This window comes from Arhodomonas sp. KWT2 (assembly GCF_041949875.1).
GTDB lineage: Bacteria > Pseudomonadota > Gammaproteobacteria > Nitrococcales > Nitrococcaceae > Arhodomonas > Arhodomonas aquaeolei.
Genome location: NZ_JBHFPQ010000049.1, coordinates 115,102 through 133,744, shown reverse-complemented (window position 1 = coordinate 133,744; position 18,643 = coordinate 115,102). Strand labels below are relative to the sequence as shown.

Sequence of the window (18,643 nt, the reverse complement as noted above, 5' to 3'; positions counted from 1 at the left end):
CTCAGCCCCCCGCCGCCTGCCGGCGCGAGACCAGCCACAGGAAGAACGGCCCGCCCAGGGTCGCGGTGAGGATGCCGATGGGGATCTCGTTCGGCGGGTCCAGCGAGCGCGCGCCGATATCGGCGAGCATCAGCAGCAGGCCCCCGCCCATGGCGCTGAACGGCAGCAGGTGGCGGTGGCCCGGGCCGATGACGGTGCGCACCAGGTGCGGGACCACCAGCCCGACGAACCCGATGGTGCCGGTGAACGCCACCGCCGCGGCGGTGAGCAGCGCGGTGAGCGCGATCAGCCGACGGCGCAGGCGGCGCACGTCGACCCCGGCGTGCTGGGCCTGGCGCTCGCCCAGGGCGAGCAGGTCCAGGGGCACCGCCTGACGGCGCAGCAGCACGAGCCCGGCGACGGCCAGCGGCGCGATGGTGAACACCGGCGCCCACGCCACCCGGGAGAGCGAGCCCATGGACCAGAACAGCAGGCTCTCGAGCTGCTCGACGCTGGCAAGGTAGGTGAGATAGCCGGTGAGCGCGCCGGCGATGCTGTTTATCGCGATCCCGATCAGCAGCAGCCGTGCGTTATCGCCACCGGTCTGCGAGGGCCGCGCCAGCAGGTAGATCAGCCAGGTGGTCACGAAGCCGCTCAGGAACGCCCCCGCCGGCAGCGTCCAGCTCCCGAGCACGTTGATCTGCATGACGATGACGAGGACCGCGCCCAGCGACGCCCCGCTGCTGACCCCGACGATGCCCGGGTCGGCCAGCGGGTTGCCGAACAGCCCCTGCATCGCCGCCCCCGCCATCGCCAGCGAACCCCCGACCAGCAGTGCCATGAGCGCCCGCGGCAGGCGCAGGTCCCAGAACACCGCGTGGGCGACGGGCTGGCCCTCCGCCGCCTCCAGCGGCGAGAGCATCACCGCCAGCAGCCGGCCCGCGTCCACCGCGACCACGCCGGTGGAGACCGCCGCGGCCAGCCCCGCGGCGATGGCGAGGGTCAGCCCCGCGTAGAGCGCGACGACCGGCGGGCGCCCACGGCCCGGCCAGGGTCCGCCGGTGACGCCATCAGTCGTCGCCATGGAGCGCCCTCGCCAGCATCAGGGTGGCCTCGCCGCTGGTCACCGCGTCGAACTTCACGGCGCTGTGGCCGAGCACGATCAGGCGCCGGTCTGCCGCCGCCGGGGTATGGGCCAGCCCGGACACCCGCTGCCAGATACCGGTACGTCCGCCCAGGGCGGCCAGTTCCTGGCGGGAGACCAGCACCGCCTCCGGCGCCATGGCGATCACACCCTCCGCGCTCAGGCTCTGGTAACGCTCCAGGCCCGCCTCGGCCCCGACGTTGACGCCGCCGGCGCGCCGGATGAGCCCGTCCGCCGAGGTCCCGGCCCCCGCGCCGGTCACGGCGCCGCTGCTCCCCGCCCCGCTGCTGGAGACGTGGAGCACGCGCACGGGGGCGGCGCCGTCGACGATCTCCCGCGCCGCGGCGTAGTCCGCCTCGATACCCGCGACGAGCTCGCGCCCCCGGGCCTCGCGCCCGACACGCCCGGCGATGCGGCCGATGCGCGCCGGCGCCGGCAGCGTCCGCGGGATCATGGCACTGTCGATGCCCAACCGGTCCGCCTGGGTCATGAGTTCCCGGTCCCGGGCGGGATTGCCGCCGATCAGCAGGTCCGGGCGCTGGGCGAGCAGCCCCTCCGCGGACGGCATACGGTGGTAACGCGCCGCCGCCGGCACGCGGCCGGCGAGCGCCGGGTCCTCCGGCACCAGCACCAGCGCGTCCCCCAGGCCGAGGGCCGTGAGGATCTCCGCGTGGCCCGGGTCGAGCACGGCGATGCGGTTTGCCGGGGCCGCCCCGGCGGGCAGCGCGGAGACGAGCAGCATCGCCAGGGCTGCACAGAGCGCGGCCGCGTCAATACGCGGCCGTCGGCAGGAGGTGGCGTGTGAGATGCGGCGCATGATCCAGCCCTTCGGGTCAATTTATCGTACGATATGTTGAATGCGAATCGTTGTCAATTGCGAGATAAAAAGAGGGCCCGGGCCCGTTCCCTTTTCCACCGCGAGCAGGCAGCCTAGTGCTTCCCCGAACCAGAGACCGCGGCGCCGGACGTGCCGCCCGGAAGACGCCATGTTCGACTACACCCTCGCGCACTGGCTCGCGTTCCTCAGCGCCGCCGTGCTGCTCAACCTCACCCCCGGACCGGACATGGCCTTCATCGTCGGCCAGGCCGCCCGGCACGGCGTCCGCAAGGGCTTCGCCGCGATGTTCGGCGTCTGGATCGGCGCGTTCCTGCACGTGCTGCTCGCCGCACTGGGGCTGTCCGCGATACTCGCGGCCTCCGCCACCGCCTTCTCCGTGGTCAAGTGGATCGGTGCGGCCTACCTGATCTGGCTCGGCCTGAGCGCCTGGCGCGGCGAGGCCGCCGGCGATGCCGACACGGCACCTGCCCCCGCCACCGTGACGGCGACGGCCGTGCTGCGCCGGGGCGTCCTGGTCGCGGCACTGAATCCGAAGGTGGCGGTGTTCTTCCTGGCCTTTCTGCCCCAGTTCGTCACCGCGGGCGCCGGGCCGGCGAGCGCCCAGCTATTCCTCCACGGCAGCCTCATCATCGCCGTGGCCGCGCTGGTCGAGCCGCTGCTGGTCCTGGCCGGCGGACGCCTCGCGCGGGCACTGAAGTCGAGCCCGCGCCTCGGCCGCTGGATGGACCGGGCGCTCGGCTCGCTGTTCGTCGCGCTGGGCATACGGCTCGCCACCGCCAGCCGTGGCTGAGCGGCATCAACGCGGCCGGCGCCACGGGGATACGGGGCGGGCATGAATGACGCCCTTCGCCGCGAGCTGCTGACGATGCAGGCCGCCGACCAGGACCGCCTGCAGACACTGATCGAGACCGGCGAGCTCGAACGCCACGCCTATCACCCGCGTATGCGGGCCGTGCACGAACGCAACAACGCCCGCATGCACGCCCTCCTCGACGCCCACGGCTGGCCGGGGCAACGTCTCGTGGGCGAGGACGGCGCCCGCGCGGCGTGGCTGATCGTCCAGCACGCCGTGCTCGATCCCGGGCTCATGGAGCGCGCCCGGCCCCTGCTCGCCGCGGCCGTCGACGACGACGATGCCGAGGGCTGGTGCCTCGCCTACCTGGAGGACCGCCTGCGGACAATGGCCGGCCGGCCCCAGTGCTACGGCACGCAGCACGACTTCGACGCCGACGGCCGCGCCTACCCGCTGCCCATCGAGGACCCGGCCGGCGTCGACGAGCGCCGCCGCGCCCTGGGACTGGACGCCCTCGCCGAGGCGACGGCACGCATCCAGCGGCGTTACCGGCCCGACGGGGCGTCCGGGGAGTAGACGGGCTCGCGCGCCCCACACGGCGCACCTGCCGCCATCGCGCTCAGGAGGGGGGCGTCTACCCCGCCGTAACGTGGCCGAGTCCGGTGCGTATCCGTTCCCGGAAGGCGGTACCCAGGATATCCGGCGGCAGGTCGGGACCGGCGCGGGGCACGGTGGCACGGGCGGCGACAGCCCTGACCATGGCGGCGAGACCGGCCCTGTCCTCCGTCAACACCGCCTTCGGGAACCGGGCGCGCAGGCACGCTGCCACCTCCGCATCGCCGGCGCCCAGCGCCACGGCGCACAGGCCGCGTTCCGTCACCGCCACCAGCAGACGGCCGAGGGCACAGGGGACGACGGCGTAGCGGATGCTTTCCCCCTGCCCGCCCCCGGCGTAGACGGTAGGTGTCATGCCGAGCCGCTGCGCGACGGCCTCGTAGGCGCGGCTGGGGGCGCCGTAGCCGGCCTCGTACAGGGCCTCCGTCACCATCGCCCCGGCCTTCAGCCTCTGCGCCAGACGCCGGGCCTTGAGCGCCTTGGCGTAGCCCTTGGGGGTAATACCGAGGCGGGCCTGGAACAGGCGGCGCAGCCGGGCGGGCGTCAGGCCGACGCGGCCGGCGAGCTCCTCCAGCGCCGGCTCCCTCTCGGCCTGCTCAAGAACGCGGCAGGCGGCCACCAGGGCGCCCGACGCCGGATCGGCGCCGCCCGCCGGGCGGCAGCGCTTGCAGGGGCGGAATCCGGCGGCCTCGGCGTCCGCGGGGGTATCGAAATAGGCCACGTTGCCGCGCCGCGGCGGCCTGGAGCGGCAGGAGGGCCGGCAGTAGATACCGGTCGTGCGCACGGCGTAGATAAACCGGCCGTCGGCGGCCGTGTCGTTGCCGATGACGGCACGCCAGCGTCCGTCATCCGTGGCAACGTCCTTCCGGGTCATCTCAGGTGCCCTCCTCCCCACGTCCGCCCGCGGCGACTCTGCGCAGCCAGCGGGCCGGACGGCCGTCCACGGCCGCGAGGCCAAGACCGATGATCGCCATGCCGGCGACGTCCCGCAAACCGAGGCGCTCCCCCAGGATCCCCACCCCGAGCAGGATCGCGCTCACGGGGATGAGGAAGGTCACCAGCAGCAGGTTCGTCGCCCCCGCCACCGCCAGGATGCGGAAGTAGAGAAGATAGGCCAGCGCCGTCGACAGCACCACGAGTCCCGCCACGGCGCCCACGACCGCCACCGACGGGACCGGCAGCGTCCACGGGTGATCCACTGTCAGCGCGACCGGCGCCAGCAGGGCGGTGGAGCCGGTCACCTGCCCCGCCGCCGTCTGCAACGGCGTCACCCCGAGCCGCCGGAACCGCCGGCCAAAGACCCCGGCGCAGGCATAGGACACCGCCCCGGCCAGGCAGGCGAGATAGGGCCAGGCGTTACCGCCGCCCCACGCACCCTCCCCCACGAGCACGACCACGCCCAGGAACCCGAGCCCCACGCCGGCCACCCGGCCCGGCGTCAGGCGCTCGTCCGCCAGCACCAGGCCGGCCACCACCACCGTGAACAGCGGCGTCGTGGCGTTGAGTATGGCGGCGAGACTGGACGACAGGTGCGCCTGCCCCCACACGATCAGGCTGAAGGGCAACGCGTTGTTGAGCAGCCCCATCACCAGGAAGGCCCGCCAGACGCCGGCCCGGCGCGGCATCCCGCCACCGCCGGCCAGCGCCACGGCCCACAGCACGACGGCACAGCCGCCGACCCGCAGCAGTACCAGCGTCAAAGGTGGGATGGCGTCGACCGCCACTTCAACGAAGAAGAACGAGCCGCCCCACAGCACCGACAGGGCCAGCAGCATCCCCCAGGCGGCGGCGTTCATGCGCGGCGTGATCGTGGATGACGTCATCGTCGAGTGCTCCCGTCTGTGGTCCTGAGCGGGAGCATGCGGCGGTGGCCGTGACGCCACATCCCGGTTTGGCACAGGCAATTCGTGGCAACCGATTTCCCCGGAGCCACTACGCCGGGGAACAGGCATTCGGCTCATGACGACCCTGGAGCCGGGGCGGACTACCAGGACTCGGGGCCATACCCACCCGGATTTGTCCGGCCCGGTCACCGACCGGGCGCGTTCCCACGTTCCGGGTCCCTCCAGGTGGACGTGCCACGCGTCCCGTCCGCGGCAGCCGGCAGGCCCCCTGGCCCGATTTCGGACACCACCGACGCCCCGGACGCTGGCATGCCTGTATGATCACGGATAATCGGCCGAATCCGGGTCGACAACGGACAACCACCGCAGGGACGACACATCCGGAATACCGACACGAGAGAAACCGCATGTCTGTCGTAGCCGCCCTGAACCGCCCCCTCGCCCGCCTCGGCACCGTTGGTGTCATGTCGCTGGCCCTCGCCGGCGTCGCGCTGATCGGCGTGCTCGACTACGTCACCGGCTACGAGGTCTCGGTCTCCGAGTTCTACCTGGCCCCGGTCGCCCTGGCGGCGTGGTACAAGGGCCGGCTGGCCACCGTGATTATCGCGGCACTGTGCTGCACCTCCTGGTACGTCGCCGACACCGCCGCCGGCCGTCAGCCCGCACCGGAGGCGATCGCGGTGTGGAACACCGTCGTCCGCCTGGTCTTCTTCGTCATCACCGGCGTGCTGCTGGATGCGCTGCGCACGAGCTTCAACGCCCAGCGGCAGCTTGCCCGCGTCGACGGCCTCACGGGGCTGCTGGTGCGGCGGGCATTCAACGACCAGCTACGCCGCGACCTCGCGCTGGCCCGCCGCCACAGCGACCCCATCACCCTGGCCTACATCGACGTGGACGACTTCAAGCTGCTGAACGACAGCCGCGGCCATGCCGAGGGCGACCGCCTGCTGTGGAGCATCGGTGACGCCCTCACCCGCTCGCTTCGTGCCTCCGACGCCGCCGGCCGCCTCGGCGGCGACGAGTTCGCCCTGATCCTGCCACGCACGGACGCCGGCGGCGCGAAGCAGCTCATCAACCGCCTGAACGCGACGCTCCACGAGGTATTCACCAGCAACGACTGGGACGTCGGTTGCAGCATCGGCGTCGTCACCCTGCGCAACACCCGCATGTACCCGGAGGCCGCAATGACGACCGCCGACGCCCTGATGTACGACGTCAAACACCACGGCAAGGGCACAGTGGCATTCCGCGTCATCGAGGCCGACAATGCGTGGCCGGAGCACATACGCGCCGGCTATTCCGCCTGTCAGTAAATGGACCGTGGCCGGAAACATCAGCCCGGCATCCGGCGGCCCTGCGACACGCGTGGAACAATGCGTCCGTAGGACCATCACGGGCACGGCGTGCGGCGCGCTGGACGGACGCACCACCGTTGCGGAGAATCCGAACTGGCTCACCCGAGCGACGTAACGGTGGACACCACGTGAACCGGCCGACGAAAGCCCTATACCGGGGTGGCCGGCCAATGCGCCTGCACAATGAGAAGGGGATGAAACGGGGGATCACAATGACGGCAACCGAAGGCCGTGGTCAGTGACGAAATCGCGGCGCCGATCGCTAAAGGCAAAAGCCATCCGGATCGTGGCGGCAGTCGTCACCGGCTTCGTCGCCCTGAGCCTGCTGCCCGTCGTCACCCTGAGCTGGGTAGACCCACCCACCAGCGCGTTCATCATCCGCCACAACGTCCTCCGGGATGCCCACCCGGACTGGACCGCCGCCGCCTACGAATGGACCGACTGGGACGACATCAGCCCCAACCTCCCCCTGGCCGTCGTCGCCTCCGAAGACCAGCGCTTCCCCGACCACTGGGGATTCGACTTCCAGGCCATCTCCAAAGCCCTGCGGGAATACAGCCGCGGCGACGATCTCCGGGGCGCCAGCACCATCTCCCAGCAGGTCGCGAAGAATCTTTTTCTCTGGCCCGGGCGCAACTACATCCGCAAGGGCCTGGAGGCCTACTTCACCACCCTCATCGAGCTGTGCTGGCCCAAACAGCGCATCCTCGAAGTCTACGTAAACATCGCGCAGTTCGGCCCCAACACCTTCGGCGCCACAGCCGCCAGCCAGCGCATGTTCAACAAATCCCCCGTCCGGCTCACCCCCGCCGAATCCGCGCTCCTCGCCGCGGTACTCCCCAACCCCTACGAATACAACGCTCGTCGGCCCTCCGGCTACGTTCGTGAACGCCAGCGCTGGATAATGCGCCAGATGCAGCAACTTGGGGGCACGGGGTATTTGAAGCGGCTATAATCACCGCAATCGTCCTGTAGACCGCCAAACCGCTAGTCCGTCAAACACCCACCCGACGCCGCAGGGACGCTTTCTCGACAACGACATACGGGACAAGGCTTTCATGTTAGGCGGACGACGTCCGCGTTATAACGCGGACTTGATCCGTCTAATCACTGTTAGCGCTCCACAGAGTAAGTGAGGACACAATGTCACTAAGGGAGATATTGGCTAGGGGGTATTTCCCTAAAGAGCTGCCTGCACCATTTATTACGGACAACTTTGCTGACCTCCTAACGTCCAGCACTGTTCCTGTTTCGGGGGACTTCTCGAAGTCTGTTACGAAGAAGGCCAAAATCCCTAAAGCGAAGAGTTGCCTTTACATGCATGCCCGGGGCGGTCTGCTTAGGCGCAAACTGAGTATATGTCATCCTGTCCTTTACTACCTCTTGTCCCGTGAAGTCGATAGCAATTGGGCCAGCATCGTAAGTGTAGCTAGCGGTTCGGCATTAGCAGCTACAGCCCCAGATAAAAAATCCACTGGTCGTGCGATCGACGGTAAGTTCACGCAGGGTGATCGAGCCAACTTAGCCATCACCACGAGGATCGGCAGGCGATTTATTTTGTCGACCGATATCAGTCGCTTTTATCACAGTATTTACACCCACTCGATCCCATGGGCTTTGCATACAAAGCCAGTCGCCAAAGCCAACCACACATTCGCACTTCTCGGGAACAAGTTGGATTTTTTGGTCCGGCAAGGGCAAGACGGACAAACGGTCGGAATTCCAATCGGCCCCGACGTATCTTTAGTACTAGCTGAACTAATTATGCATCGGTGCGATACCGCACTGACTGATAAGCTGCCTAATATAAAGGGGCACAGGTTTATCGACGATTATGAGCTGAGCTTCAAATCAAGAACGGAAGCCGAAGAAGCGTTCCACTTGCTTGAAATATGCTTATCTGAATATGAGCTTGCGCTCAACCCCAAGAAGACCAAGGTCTCCGAATTGCCGACGCCATTAGAGAGCGCTTGGGCTCGTGAACTGAAGACATTTCAGTTTAGGACGTCGAAACGAAGTCAAGCAGCTGACCTAGAGGCGTTTTTCTCATTGGCATTCGAGCTCCACCGGAATAGTCCGGGCGAACCGGTACTCCAGTTTGCTATTGCTCGCCTTCGGTCAGTGAGGGTCGACAAAGGTAATTGGGAGCTGTTTCAACGATTGATATTGCTTTGCGTTACTCCAGAACCAGCGACATTGCCCTATGCGCTAGAGCAGATAATTAGTCGAGTGAATGCCGGGTATGTCCCTTTGATGCAAGAGATACAGGACATACTTAACAATCTGATAGAGACTCATGCGCCTCTAAGGCATTCAAGCGAGGTTGCCAACTCACTATGGGGCTGTTTGGCCCTAAAGCTACGGGTGCAGGATCAGGCAGCGGACCTGGTGTCCAGTTGCGAAGATTCTTGCGTGGCTCTCCTAGCTCTCGATTGCCAATCGAAAGGGTTAGTGTCGAAGCCCCTCAGAACTGGCCTTTGGGAGACTCAGATGTGTGCGGAGGGGCTATACGACGAGCAATGGCTGCTTGCGTACGAGGCTAACGTGAAAGGCTGGCTTCCAAGCATTGGAGGCGCGGACCACGTACGTGCGGATCCAAATTTCGGGTACTTAAAGGCGAATGGTGTGCACTTCTATGAAGAGACTCGCGCTTCGCCAGTCCAGGGCGGGAGAGTTCCCTCGCCTGCGCTGCCGTCAAAGTTCGTTCAGGCATCATATCAGTCAGTTTAGAAAATAATGTGCGCTAACAATGCGCTAAACCCGACGCCGGAAAGCATTGCGGCGCTTCGCGGTGGGGCTTAACGGCGGCGCGGGTTAGCGGTTCGTTAGGGTAAAGGGAATAAAACATGATTTTTAATCTACTCATGCACATTGTGGCAGGCATCTTTGGTCCACAGCTATTTACAGTATCGTCCCAAGGCATATTGTTGTGCCTGGCGTTCACTGCTGTAGTTCAAGGCGTGGATATGAGAAGAATTTATAAAGAACACAAAGGCTATATATTGGCGAGACCTCCAGAGGTAAGGGAAGAGCAGTTAAAAACATTTAATGAAAGAAAATATTATACATTTCCATGGTTATATGTGACTAAAATGTTATTTTATGGCTCTCTTACTCTTGGGGTTGCAGCAATCGTCAGGTCATTATGAAAGTTATAAAAAGCTCTAACAATAGCCTCAATCAGGACGGTCCTTTTCGCGGCGATGCTGACCTTGCCCGGCTGAATTGGACACGTTCATGCAGCTAGTTTCCGGAATGCGGCCGGCGGTTGAAACCCCAACGCCGATTGTAGCCGACGCCTGTCGTAGAACCGAGGGTAGTCGTCGACGTGGCTGATCAGCGTGGACACGGATTGTTGCAGGCGGCGCTCGGTGACGTCGGACTCGGTCTTCAGTGTGCCGAAAAACGACTCGACATGGGCGTTGTCGTAGCAGTACGGGCGGCGGCTCATGCTCTATGTCAGGTGATGGCGCGCCAACAGTGCCTTGACGCTGTTGGCCGCGTATTCGATGCCCCGGTCGGAGTGGAACAGCGCCCCACGGCGCGGCGGTGGCGCTGCAGAGCGTTGGAGAGTGCCGCACGGGTCAGCGCTGCGCTCCGCCGCAGCGACGTGGGCCACCCGCCCCACCTTCGCCCGGTGAGGCGGACGCGCTCGTCTTAAAATGCCCATCTAACCAGTATGGGCGGCTTCAGGTTCACACCAGCCCACGCAGACCAGACACCTGCTGCGCGATCTGTTTCGCCACTGTCCCAAGCTCCCTGATCCGGTTTATGAGCTCGCCCTGCTCCATATTGCGCTCGCTGGCCTCCTGGACCAGCGCCATCAGGCGCTCGTACTCGCGCTGATCGGTGGTATCCGGCGTGATGCCGTCTATCTGCTCCGGCGTGAGTGCCCGGAGTTCACGGTAGATGCCACCGAACCGGCCATCGAGTGTACGTTCGGCACGATCGGCGGCCCGGTCCATCTCCGCGAACATGGCGTCAAGGTCAATCGCGTCGCTCATTGCTTCCCCCCTCGTGTTAGTCCGTGCCGGTAATCTTTTTCTTTGCGGAATCCATCGCCGAATCCAGCTCCTGTATCCTGGCGACGATGTCCTCTGTCTTACCCTCGATGTCTCTCCCCCGCTCCACGAGATCATCCACGCCACCGGAAACGCGAGCGGTCGCACTGGAGACACGCTGCGGCAGATCTTCAAGGCCGGCCTCGGCCAGCGCTTCGGTCTGCATCTCGCGAACCTTGCGGACAGAGGCGAGGTGTCCGGTCACCACCGCCTGCGCCGACTGGACCTTTCGATAGGAGTCCTCGAGCGCTGTCAGCACCTCCTGGCGCTGCGCCTGTATCGGCTCCAGCAGTTCCCGGCGCTTCTTCTCTATGCGCTGCGTCGCCACCTGGACGAACCGGGTCATGACCGGCAGGAGTTTGTCCGGATCACTCGCCACAATCACTTCGACGTTGTCGGCGAGCCCGAACTCCTTGGCGAATTGCTCGATAAACGCAGGCCGGTAGGTCTGATCGATGAACTCGTTGACGCGCTGCACCTGCTCGTCGAAGTGCAGGTTGACCATCGCTCGGTGGGCGCGGTGTAGCTCTTCCAGGTCACGACCCACGGTATTGGAGAGCTCGACGCTCTCCTGGGGCACCTGCGCACAACCGGCCATGAGCACAAGGGCGCTCAGTAACAGGCCGACTCCCCAGGCACGGCATATCGACACTCGCGTTGCGCTGCTTCCCTTCACGTCTATCTCCCTTATGGCGTGTGTTATTCGGATGCGTATGCCCGTTCTAATTGCGCCGTAACGCATGCGCTTCGAGCTTGCCCGCATACTCGCGAATGCTGTGATCGGTGCCCGATGCCTTCGCACACGTCCGGGCAAGTCGCCAAAGCACCTGCTGCGACTTCCAGAAGAAGTTGGGACTCTTTCGAACCTGAAGCTTCGCAAACGGGAAGCCCCGGGCATCGGGTGTGTTGGGTGCGCCGGAGAGGAAGACCAGATTGCCGAAGTGCGTATACCCGGCGAAGCGCTTGCGAAGGAACTCGGAGATCGCCAACGTCCCATTGAGCGGAATGAGTCTCAGCCCACCGAGGACGATCTTCAGCCCATACCCGAATGGAACCCTGGCCACACCATCGGCGGCGTTAACGACACGGTAGACAGGGGTCTTTATCCCCTCGAAAAACGCATCGTCCCCAACACGGGGGCCCCCGAAGGTGTAGCACGCGCCCGTGCCATTGCGCTCCAGATACCGAGTTGCGACTATCGCCAATGCCCCACCCAGGGAGTGGCCCGTGATGTAGAGGGGCGGACCCGCATGTTTTTCGAGGGCGTGCTCGATGGCGTCGCGTACGCGCTCGAACGCCTCCAGGAATCCCCGGTGGATACGTCCCTGTTTAGGCGCTGTCACCAGATCCGCCTTCACGTCCGTGAGCACATCCGTGATTCCCGGCTGGGTTCCCCGAAACGCCAGGATCAGCATGCCCTCTTCGCTGTCCTCCGTTTTGCTCAGGCGCGCCAGCAGCGCCTCGGTGCCATCGTGGGCAAATGTCTCGAGCAGCTCGAAGTTCGCCGCACGCAGGGCCTCCACCGTATGTGTCGGCACCCCTGACTCCGATTCCACCGCCCGTCTCACCAGCGCTTCCACGGCGTCTGCCGCCTGACCGGAAACAACCGCTTCACGAATCTCTTCCGCCAGGTTGTCCACGGACACCTCGGACGGTAGCGGCTCGTAGACCAGTCGCGCGATCTCCGCCATGATCCACGCCGTACGATCCGAGTATGCGGCCCGTGTGATTGGTGGCCGTTCCAGAAGTTGAGTAGAAACAAAGAACTCAGCCATCACCCCCTCCTTGTATTTGAATACCATGGTGCGGCTTTTGATTTTATTGTGATTCACATTAGCGCGCGCCGACGCTCTGTTTGTCAAACGGAATTAGCCGGGAATTTGCCGGACAGGGCGGAAGTCAGGCATACGGCATATGCGGCCCGGACACCGGGGCGTCCATCTATCCGATTCTTGAATTACAAAACGTGCGCAACCAGGAGAAAAATCAATCCTCGCCGTCTTTGTCCGCCTTCCAGGCACGATTGCGTAATACAACCTCAGGCTGTGAAAGAACCGCCCCCCGGCACTCGCTCCTGTCGCACCGGTGACCAATCCATTAGAGTCTCCCCTGTCGTGCACCGGAAGCACGCTCACCACTCGGCGATCCACGGAGGGAATCATGTCTGCCCGAGCGCTTACCCTGCTGTTCTTCTGTCTCCTGGCCCCGGCCGTCGCGCTGGCGGAGGCCGCACCGCCCCCGCTCCTGCTCGCGAATGTGTACGAGGGGAATGCCGACGTCTCCCAATACTGGGTGAGCGAGAAGCTCGACGGGGTGCGCGGTTACTGGGATGGCGAGCGGCTGCTGACCCGCGGTGGCTACCCCGTGAATCCGCCGGACTGGTTCACGGCCGGATGGCCGGAGCGCCCGATGGACGGCGAGCTGTGGATGGGGCGGGGGCGCTTCGCGGCGGTGAGCGGTGTGGTGCGCACCGACGAGCCCGTGGACGCGGAGTGGCGGGAGGTCCGCTTCATGGTCTTCGACCTGCCGGCGCACGGCGGGCCGTTCGAGGCCCGGGTCTTTGCCATGCGCCGCATGCTGGACGACCCGGACATCCCCTGGCTGCGGCCCGTCCGCCAGTTCCGCGTCGACGACGCGGCGGCGCTCGACGAGCGCCTTGCCGACATCGTCGACAAAGGCGGCGAGGGGCTGATGCTGCACCGTCGCGACGCCATCCACGAGACGGGCCGCAGCGATGCCCTGCTCAAGTACAAACCCTACCGCGACGCGGAGGCGCGGGTCGTGGCCTATACCGAGGGTGAGGGCAAGTACGAGGGGATGCTCGGCGCCCTGGTGGTCGAGCGGCCGGACGGGCTGCGGTTCCGCATCGGCACGGGGTTCAGCGACGCCGAACGGGCGGACCCGCCGCCGGTGGGCAGCCGCATCACCTACCGTTACAACGGCCTGACCGCCGACGGCGTGCCGCGATTCGCACGATTCCTGCGCGTGCGCCCGCGGATGCCGGGCGAACAGTCGGAGTGACAGGGGCCGCCCCGGCGCACTGCCCCGGGGCACGGCCCCTCAAGCGATCCGTCGGCCTTTTGCCGGTCAGATGTCCAGGCAGATCTTGCCGAAGTGGGCACCGCTCTCCTGGTGGCGGAAGGCGTCGACGATCTCCTCCAGCGGGAAGTGCCGGTCGATTACCGGGCGCACGTCGTTGGCCTCGACGGCGCGCACCATCTCCATCTGCTGGCGGCGGCTGCCCACGAGCACCGCCTGCAACCGCAGCTGGCGCGACAGCGCCTGGCGGACCTGGAAGGCGCCCTTCACGCCGGTGAGCACGCCGATGACGGCGATGTGCCCGCCGACCCGGGCGGCGACCATGGACTGCGCGAGGGTGTCGGGGCCACCCACCTCGACAACGTGATCCACGCCGCGGCCGCCGGTCAGCCGGCGTACCGTCTTGCCCCACTCCGGGTCGTCACGGTAGTTGATGAGGTGTTCGGCGCCCATCGCGCGAAGGCGTTCGAGCTTCTCGTCGCTGGAGGACGTGGCGATCACCCGGGCGCCGGCCATGCGCGCGAACTGCAGCGCGAAGATCGACACGCCGCCGGTCCCCTGGATGAGCACCGTCTCACCGGCCTTGAGCGCGCCGTCGTCCATCAGCGTGCGCCAGGCCGTGAGCCCGGCGGTGGTGAGCGTGGCGGCCTCCGCATGGGTGTAGCCCACGGGAGCGCGGGTGAACGCGGTGGCGGGCCGGGTGACCTGCTCACGGGCGTAGCCATCGATGCCGTCACCGGGAACCCGGCCAAAACCTTCCTGCTCCGGCTCGCCGTCGAGCCAGTCCGGAAAGAAGGTGCTGACCACGTGATCGCCCTCGGCGAACTCGGTGACGCCCTCGCCCACGGCGGTGACCTCGCCGGCGCCGTCCGACATGGGGATGCGGGTCTCATTCGGTGCCGTCGCGCCCTTGACCACGCCATAGTCGTGGAAGTTGAGCGAGCTGGCGCGCAGACGCACGCTGATCTCGCCGGGACCGGGCGCGGGCACCGCCCCGCCGTCGCCGATGGAGACGTTGTCGAAGCCGCCGCCCGGGGCGAGATAGACCGTCCTGTTCTGCATCACTGTGTCCTCGTTGATCGTTGTGCTCGTATGCCGCGGCGGAGGCCCTGATGGCGCGCCGCAATGTCCTCGCGCACGCGCCCCCTCACAGCGGGTGACCGTGTTTCCATTCTGGCAATAGCGTCAATATCCCGTTCCCCCGCTCTGCGCCGACGGCGACGCCGGACCGTGGAACGGGGATTCAGGATGATCCGGGAGGCATGCGGGAGGACCACCCGCCGGTCCCCACCTGGGGCGAGCGGCGCGCATCAGCGTCGCCGGTCGGGCCGCCAGCCACCCCGTGCGCGGGCAGCTCCAGCCACGGGATCATCCGGTGCCCCACATGACCGGTGCCACGAGGCGAAGCGCCGTTCAGCCGCGACTCGCCGGGAAAACTGCGCTGCCGGCAATGGAATCGATCGGTACGCCGGACCCCGCTTAGTGCCGAATGGCCTCGACCGCCTGATCGATCGGGGTCTCACCATCGGTGACCTCGAGGATCTCATTCCTGGTGGAAGGACGATCGATCAACGCCGCGAGCACGCCGGCGACGTTGCCCCTCGCCACGTTGCCGTACGGGATGGCCCGCTCCAGGTTCACCAGCCCGCTGCCATCTTCCGTGACCAGCGTCCCGGGACGCACGATGACCCAGTCCAGGCCCGAGGCGACGACAGCGTTATCCGCCTGGCGCTTCATCTTCATGTAGTGCTCGAAGCCCTCCTTGCGAGGCCGGTCGCGCCCCGCGTCCATGAAGGCCGAGACCAGGTACAGACGCGAAATGCCGTTGAATCGGGCCGCCTCGATCAGCTTGACCGGTGTCCCGTAGTCTATGGCCGTCGTCCGGTCCGCCCCGCTCCCTGCCGCTCCGGCGGAGAACACGATGGCATCGTGCCCCTTCGTCGCCTCGACGAGGTCCTCCGTGGTGACCTCCATCAGGTCCCCCGGATAGGGCGTGACACCCACCTCCCGGAGCGCCGCGTCCTGCTCGGGCCGGCGATGCAGCCCGGATACCCCGTGCCCTGCCTCGATCAGCTTGGGCGCGAGCCTGGAACCGATGCCGCCGGTAACACCGACAATAAAGACGTTGCTCATGGAGCCCTCCGCCTCTGGCCGTGGTGACAGATTCAACCTGAATCATTCGCTGGCACATAGTGTAACAACGTACCGACTCGCACCGTGCACGATACACGGCACCGGGGGCGGCCCGGGACGACGCAACGGCAGCCACGCACCACGGCGCCGGCTACGGCAAACGAAGTTCCGGCAGTTCACCCCTGCCTGCGGCCGGCACTGAACGGGCTGGACGGAGACGGGGGACCGCCGAAAAGTGGACAGACTCGTGCCCGCAGTGAAGTGGCCTGCCAGACAGCATCCCGTGTCGTCGTTTCTTCCTTACGAAGACGACAGGCACGCAAAACGGATCAAACGCATCACAGGGAAATGAGAGGGAAGGATTAATGGTGCCCGGACCGGGACTCGAACCCGGACGGGTGAAACCCGAGGGGTTTTAAGTGGTTGCCTCAACACCATATTATGCCATAAACAGCGGGCATTCAGCATGCTTAGCGTTTGGAAGCGACATCGTACGACACTATGCCCTTTGAGGCCGTTGACGCTAAATTGACATATCGACGGCCGCGTCTTGAGCGGGACTGGATATGGCATTTCGGATCGTGGTTCTTATAGCGTTTGAATCAGGAATATCGCGGACGTGCCACCTAATAACGGTTAGTCCTGCATCGTTTAATATCCGGTCTTTAGCGTGATCTCTTTTTTGATCGTGGGAGCTATCATCGAGTTCGATGACAGCTACTATGGATGAGTCATGACGACATAGGACAAAGTCGGCCACTTTTTGTCGAGCATGCGCAAAGTGAGTGAAGCGTTCCTTTCTCGTTCTTCCTTTTGCACCAATGAACTGACTGAACGCGACCTGTGGGAAAACATGGTAAGGCTGGCTCTGGCATAAGCGGTGGAATAGAATCTGCTCAGGTTCCGTCATTACCCGCTTCGCGTAGAAACTACCTGATGGTGGCGGATTTGATTCCCCCACCGTCGGTTCCTTTGCGGTGATGGGCAGTTCATCGGGATTGGAAAGGTGATCTGATTCGACCTCCGGATCTCGTCGTGTCGCGTTCCGAGGCAACTTCGTTTTTAGGGTTGCGATCAGGACCATGGCGACGATCGCCATGACCAGGAGAACGGCTGCCATTCCAAGGATCGTGAAAGCTACGGTAGTAACTGCGTCCAGCATTGGATTCCTTTCCCCCCGATATCGTCATGGGTAGTTGACCCGGACTGGTCTACCCCGATAGCAGGCAACCTGGTGGTTGTCCCCGTCCTACTTGTTCCCGTCTTCGTTGACCGTCCTGGTCGAGAACCACCTCGTGGCGGCTCTGCGTGCTGTCAGGAGGCTTTCGCTGCCCCGTCCGAGTCTTTGCCGGGCCTGTTCCTCGCGGGCTGATTTACCTTTGTCTTAGTCCGTCAAGCCAGTGCCTGATTGTCTGTATTGTAGACATATTACGTACATCAACCACGGCAGCTCCATTCATGTGTGCGCCAAGCGGGACATCAGCGAGGATGATGGACTCAGCTGCCGTGCCGGTATACACGCCACGTCCGGCCCGACATGGCCCACGGCAATCAGATCGGTATATGTACCGTACAGACGGGCCGCGACGACGCACTGGATTGGTAGCGGGGGTGCAACGGCTCACGATCGCCGGCAGTGGTGCGTCTTTCAGGTCGGAACGTGCCATGCGCGCGTCGGCCGGGCGTCTTTGAGGCGCCTTTCTCACATGGCCCGACAATTCCGGCCTGGGAAGGCCCGAGCCACAAAACCGCCCGAACGCGTAACAGGGACAAAGGAGACGGGAAAACCGCGGGGAATGATTGGTGCCCGGACCGGGACTCGAACCCGGACGGGTAAAACCCGAGGGATTTTAAGTCCCTTGCGTCTACCAGTTCCGCCACCCGGGCCGTTGGGCGATCGAGACGGGAAAGGAAATGGAGGCTAGGACCGGAATCGAACCGGTGTACACGGCTTTGCAGGCCGCTGCATCACCACTCTGCCACCTAGCCTCTGCGCGACGCATCATAGCAGCATGCGTATTCGTTGGCGAGCCTCCCGCGGCCATGCCGGCGTGACGCCTGAACGGCGTGCGGAAGCCGCCACGAAAAAGCCCCGGGCGATGCCGGGGCCTTTTCTGGGATCTTGGAGCGGGAAACCGGACTCGAACCGGCGACCCCAACCTTGGCAAGGTTGTGCTCTACCAACTGAGCTATTCCCGCTTGCGTTGTGAGGCGTATTCTACAGCGCTCTGCGTTGCCGTCAACCCCGGGTTACCGGTTCGTTTCGGCGCTGCCGTCGAGCGCGTGCCACGCGGCGTTAAGATAGAGAACCATGGAGTAGATGGTCAACACGGCGGCGATGTAGAGCAGCCAGAAACCGAGGGTGAAGGCGGAGACCCCCGCCACCGGCCCGGCATAGAGCAGCAGCAGGATCGCCGCCATCTGGGCGGTGGTCTTGAGCTTGCCGAGCAGCCCCACGGCCACGCTCGCGCGCAGCCCGAGCTCCGCCATCCACTCCCGCAGCGCCGAGACGGCGATCTCCCGGCCGATGATGACCGCGACGGGCAGCGCCAGCGCCGCTGTCGGATGGGAGGTGAGCACGGCAATGAGCGCCACGGCCACGATGAGCTTGTCCGCCACCGGATCGAGGAAGGCACCGAACGCCGAGGTCTGGCTCCACAGGCGCGCGAGGTAGCCGTCGAGCCAGTCCGTGGCCGCCGCCAGCGCGAAGATCGAGGCGGCGATCACGTTCGACCACGGATACGGCAGCAGGAACATGAGCCCGAGCACGGGGATCATGGCGATGCGCAGCAGCGTGAGGATGTTTGGCAGGTTCCAGCTCATTGGGATCCCTGATCGGGGT

19 protein-coding genes and 3 tRNA genes are annotated in these 18,643 nt (G+C 65.3%); 7 read left to right on the top strand and 15 right to left on the bottom strand.

All coding sequences use genetic code 11. The features are described from left to right. Position 1: 1 nt before the first annotated feature. Both ACEZHJ_RS12985 and ACEZHJ_RS12980 read right to left on the bottom strand, forming a co-directional pair. Positions 2-1,063 carry an iron ABC transporter permease gene (locus tag ACEZHJ_RS12985; RefSeq protein ID WP_259201506.1) on the bottom strand — a complete coding sequence of 354 codons (1,062 nt, stop codon included), beginning with the start codon at positions 1,061-1,063 and terminating at the stop codon, positions 2-4. After that, positions 1,050-1,940 carry an ABC transporter substrate-binding protein gene (locus ACEZHJ_RS12980; RefSeq protein WP_163140486.1) on the bottom strand — a complete coding sequence of 297 codons (891 nt, stop codon included), beginning with the start codon at positions 1,938-1,940 and terminating at the stop codon, positions 1,050-1,052. Before ACEZHJ_RS12980 ends, ACEZHJ_RS12985 begins: the two co-directional genes overlap by 14 nt. A gap of 169 nt (positions 1,941-2,109) precedes the next feature. On the opposite strand from ACEZHJ_RS12980, the gene ACEZHJ_RS12975 reads away from it, so the two are divergent. Both ACEZHJ_RS12975 and ACEZHJ_RS12970 read left to right on the top strand, forming a co-directional pair. Further along, complete coding sequence (locus ACEZHJ_RS12975) at positions 2,110-2,751, top strand: LysE family translocator (RefSeq protein WP_163140488.1); 642 nt, start codon at positions 2,110-2,112, stop codon at positions 2,749-2,751. Positions 2,752-2,793: 42 nt separating this feature from the next. After that, the gene (locus tag ACEZHJ_RS12970; RefSeq protein ID WP_375036594.1) at positions 2,794-3,330 is read left to right on the top strand and encodes a DUF6624 domain-containing protein; all 537 of its coding nucleotides are present in this window, start codon (positions 2,794-2,796) and stop codon (positions 3,328-3,330) included. 58 nt (positions 3,331-3,388) lie between these two features. Here the strand turns inward: ACEZHJ_RS12970 and ACEZHJ_RS12965 are convergent, their stop codons facing one another. Next, positions 3,389-4,243, bottom strand: coding sequence for a bifunctional transcriptional activator/DNA repair enzyme AdaA (locus tag ACEZHJ_RS12965; protein ID WP_375036593.1), 855 nt, complete (start codon positions 4,241-4,243; stop codon positions 3,389-3,391). 1 nt (position 4,244) lies between these two features. Beyond that, entirely contained in the window at positions 4,245-5,192 is a 948-nt protein-coding gene (locus tag ACEZHJ_RS12960; RefSeq protein ID WP_205599831.1) for a DMT family transporter, read from the bottom strand. A 428-nt stretch (positions 5,193-5,620) separates the two neighbouring features. Between ACEZHJ_RS12960 and ACEZHJ_RS12955 the strand changes: the two genes are divergently transcribed. The 4 genes from ACEZHJ_RS12955 to ACEZHJ_RS12940 all read left to right on the top strand — a co-directional run bounded on the left by ACEZHJ_RS12955 (position 5,621) and on the right by ACEZHJ_RS12940 (position 9,717). After that, positions 5,621-6,526: a GGDEF domain-containing protein gene (locus ACEZHJ_RS12955; protein WP_163140492.1), complete on the top strand. Its 906-nt coding sequence runs from the start codon at positions 5,621-5,623 to the stop codon at positions 6,524-6,526. A 328-nt stretch (positions 6,527-6,854) separates the two neighbouring features. Further along, positions 6,855-7,523 (top strand): monofunctional biosynthetic peptidoglycan transglycosylase, encoded by a 669-nt coding sequence (mtgA, locus tag ACEZHJ_RS12950; protein WP_375036592.1) that lies wholly within the window; start codon positions 6,855-6,857, stop codon positions 7,521-7,523. A gap of 188 nt (positions 7,524-7,711) precedes the next feature. After that, positions 7,712-9,298 carry an RNA-directed DNA polymerase gene (locus ACEZHJ_RS12945; protein ID WP_163142683.1) on the top strand — a complete coding sequence of 529 codons (1,587 nt, stop codon included), beginning with the start codon at positions 7,712-7,714 and terminating at the stop codon, positions 9,296-9,298. A 116-nt stretch (positions 9,299-9,414) separates the two neighbouring features. Continuing rightward, complete coding sequence (locus ACEZHJ_RS12940) at positions 9,415-9,717, top strand: hypothetical protein (protein WP_163142687.1); 303 nt, start codon at positions 9,415-9,417, stop codon at positions 9,715-9,717. Positions 9,718-9,803: 86 nt separating this feature from the next. Here ACEZHJ_RS12940 and ACEZHJ_RS12935 read toward each other — a convergent pair whose 3' ends face one another. The 4 genes from ACEZHJ_RS12935 to ACEZHJ_RS12920 all read right to left on the bottom strand — a co-directional run bounded on the left by ACEZHJ_RS12935 (position 9,804) and on the right by ACEZHJ_RS12920 (position 12,404). Further along, positions 9,804-10,019, bottom strand: a complete 216-nt coding sequence (locus ACEZHJ_RS12935; protein ID WP_163142690.1) for an integrase core domain-containing protein — start codon at positions 10,017-10,019, stop codon at positions 9,804-9,806. Between the two features lie 244 nt (positions 10,020-10,263). Further along, on the bottom strand, positions 10,264-10,572 hold the full coding sequence (locus ACEZHJ_RS12930) for a hypothetical protein (protein ID WP_259201491.1): 309 nt from the start codon (positions 10,570-10,572) through the stop codon (positions 10,264-10,266). A 16-nt stretch (positions 10,573-10,588) separates the two neighbouring features. After that, complete coding sequence (locus ACEZHJ_RS12925; RefSeq protein ID WP_375036591.1) at positions 10,589-11,305, bottom strand: hypothetical protein; 717 nt, start codon at positions 11,303-11,305, stop codon at positions 10,589-10,591. A 46-nt stretch (positions 11,306-11,351) separates the two neighbouring features. Then, positions 11,352-12,404 carry a lipase family protein gene (locus ACEZHJ_RS12920; RefSeq protein WP_375036590.1) on the bottom strand — a complete coding sequence of 351 codons (1,053 nt, stop codon included), beginning with the start codon at positions 12,402-12,404 and terminating at the stop codon, positions 11,352-11,354. A 385-nt stretch (positions 12,405-12,789) separates the two neighbouring features. Between ACEZHJ_RS12920 and ACEZHJ_RS12915 the strand changes: the two genes are divergently transcribed. Continuing rightward, on the top strand, positions 12,790-13,650 hold the full coding sequence (locus ACEZHJ_RS12915) for a DNA ligase (RefSeq protein ID WP_163140903.1): 861 nt from the start codon (positions 12,790-12,792) through the stop codon (positions 13,648-13,650). A 66-nt stretch (positions 13,651-13,716) separates the two neighbouring features. On the opposite strand, the gene ACEZHJ_RS12910 is transcribed toward ACEZHJ_RS12915, so the two are convergent. The 7 genes from ACEZHJ_RS12910 to pgsA all read right to left on the bottom strand — a co-directional run bounded on the left by ACEZHJ_RS12910 (position 13,717) and on the right by pgsA (position 18,624). Continuing rightward, positions 13,717-14,730, bottom strand: coding sequence for an NAD(P)-dependent alcohol dehydrogenase (locus ACEZHJ_RS12910; protein ID WP_163140900.1), 1,014 nt, complete (start codon positions 14,728-14,730; stop codon positions 13,717-13,719). A gap of 417 nt (positions 14,731-15,147) precedes the next feature. Next, a complete protein-coding gene (locus tag ACEZHJ_RS12905) occupies positions 15,148-15,801 on the bottom strand; it encodes an SDR family oxidoreductase (protein ID WP_163140897.1) in 654 nt (217 codons plus the stop codon). A 523-nt stretch (positions 15,802-16,324) separates the two neighbouring features. Then, positions 16,325-16,963, bottom strand: a complete 639-nt coding sequence (locus ACEZHJ_RS12900; protein ID WP_163140894.1) for a DUF2726 domain-containing protein — start codon at positions 16,961-16,963, stop codon at positions 16,325-16,327. A gap of 639 nt (positions 16,964-17,602) precedes the next feature. Continuing rightward, a tRNA-Leu gene (locus tag ACEZHJ_RS12895) sits at positions 17,603-17,688 on the bottom strand. A 28-nt stretch (positions 17,689-17,716) separates the two neighbouring features. Then, positions 17,717-17,790, bottom strand: a tRNA-Cys gene (locus tag ACEZHJ_RS12890). Positions 17,791-17,924: 134 nt separating this feature from the next. Next, a tRNA-Gly gene (locus ACEZHJ_RS12885) sits at positions 17,925-18,000 on the bottom strand. A gap of 51 nt (positions 18,001-18,051) precedes the next feature. After that, positions 18,052-18,624, bottom strand: a complete 573-nt coding sequence (gene pgsA, locus ACEZHJ_RS12880) for a CDP-diacylglycerol--glycerol-3-phosphate 3-phosphatidyltransferase (protein ID WP_163140891.1) — start codon at positions 18,622-18,624, stop codon at positions 18,052-18,054. Between the last annotated feature and the right edge of the window lie 19 nt (positions 18,625-18,643).

Bases quoted from the DNA above. Each gene is read 5' to 3' on its own strand.
- ACEZHJ_RS12985 (WP_259201506.1), bottom strand. From the start codon at position 1,063: ATGGCGACGACTGATGGCGTCACCGGCGGACCCTGGCCGGGCCGTGGG.
- ACEZHJ_RS12980 (WP_163140486.1), bottom strand. From the start codon at position 1,940: ATGCGCCGCATCTCACACGCCACCTCCTGCCGACGGCCGCGTATTGAC.
- ACEZHJ_RS12975 (WP_163140488.1), top strand. From the start codon at position 2,110: ATGTTCGACTACACCCTCGCGCACTGGCTCGCGTTCCTCAGCGCCGCC.
- ACEZHJ_RS12970 (WP_375036594.1), top strand. From the start codon at position 2,794: ATGAATGACGCCCTTCGCCGCGAGCTGCTGACGATGCAGGCCGCCGAC.
- ACEZHJ_RS12965 (WP_375036593.1), bottom strand. From the start codon at position 4,243: ATGACCCGGAAGGACGTTGCCACGGATGACGGACGCTGGCGTGCCGTC.
- ACEZHJ_RS12960 (WP_205599831.1), bottom strand. From the start codon at position 5,192: ATGACGTCATCCACGATCACGCCGCGCATGAACGCCGCCGCCTGGGGG.
- ACEZHJ_RS12955 (WP_163140492.1), top strand. From the start codon at position 5,621: ATGTCTGTCGTAGCCGCCCTGAACCGCCCCCTCGCCCGCCTCGGCACC.
- ACEZHJ_RS12945 (WP_163142683.1), top strand. From the start codon at position 7,712: ATGTCACTAAGGGAGATATTGGCTAGGGGGTATTTCCCTAAAGAGCTG.
- ACEZHJ_RS12940 (WP_163142687.1), top strand. From the start codon at position 9,415: ATGATTTTTAATCTACTCATGCACATTGTGGCAGGCATCTTTGGTCCA.
- ACEZHJ_RS12935 (WP_163142690.1), bottom strand. From the start codon at position 10,019: ATGAGCCGCCGCCCGTACTGCTACGACAACGCCCATGTCGAGTCGTTT.
- ACEZHJ_RS12930 (WP_259201491.1), bottom strand. From the start codon at position 10,572: ATGAGCGACGCGATTGACCTTGACGCCATGTTCGCGGAGATGGACCGG.
- ACEZHJ_RS12920 (WP_375036590.1), bottom strand. From the start codon at position 12,404: ATGGCTGAGTTCTTTGTTTCTACTCAACTTCTGGAACGGCCACCAATC.
- ACEZHJ_RS12915 (WP_163140903.1), top strand. From the start codon at position 12,790: ATGTCTGCCCGAGCGCTTACCCTGCTGTTCTTCTGTCTCCTGGCCCCG.
- ACEZHJ_RS12910 (WP_163140900.1), bottom strand. From the start codon at position 14,730: ATGCAGAACAGGACGGTCTATCTCGCCCCGGGCGGCGGCTTCGACAAC.
- ACEZHJ_RS12905 (WP_163140897.1), bottom strand. From the start codon at position 15,801: ATGAGCAACGTCTTTATTGTCGGTGTTACCGGCGGCATCGGTTCCAGG.
- ACEZHJ_RS12900 (WP_163140894.1), bottom strand. From the start codon at position 16,963: ATGCTGGACGCAGTTACTACCGTAGCTTTCACGATCCTTGGAATGGCA.
- pgsA (WP_163140891.1), bottom strand. From the start codon at position 18,624: ATGAGCTGGAACCTGCCAAACATCCTCACGCTGCTGCGCATCGCCATG.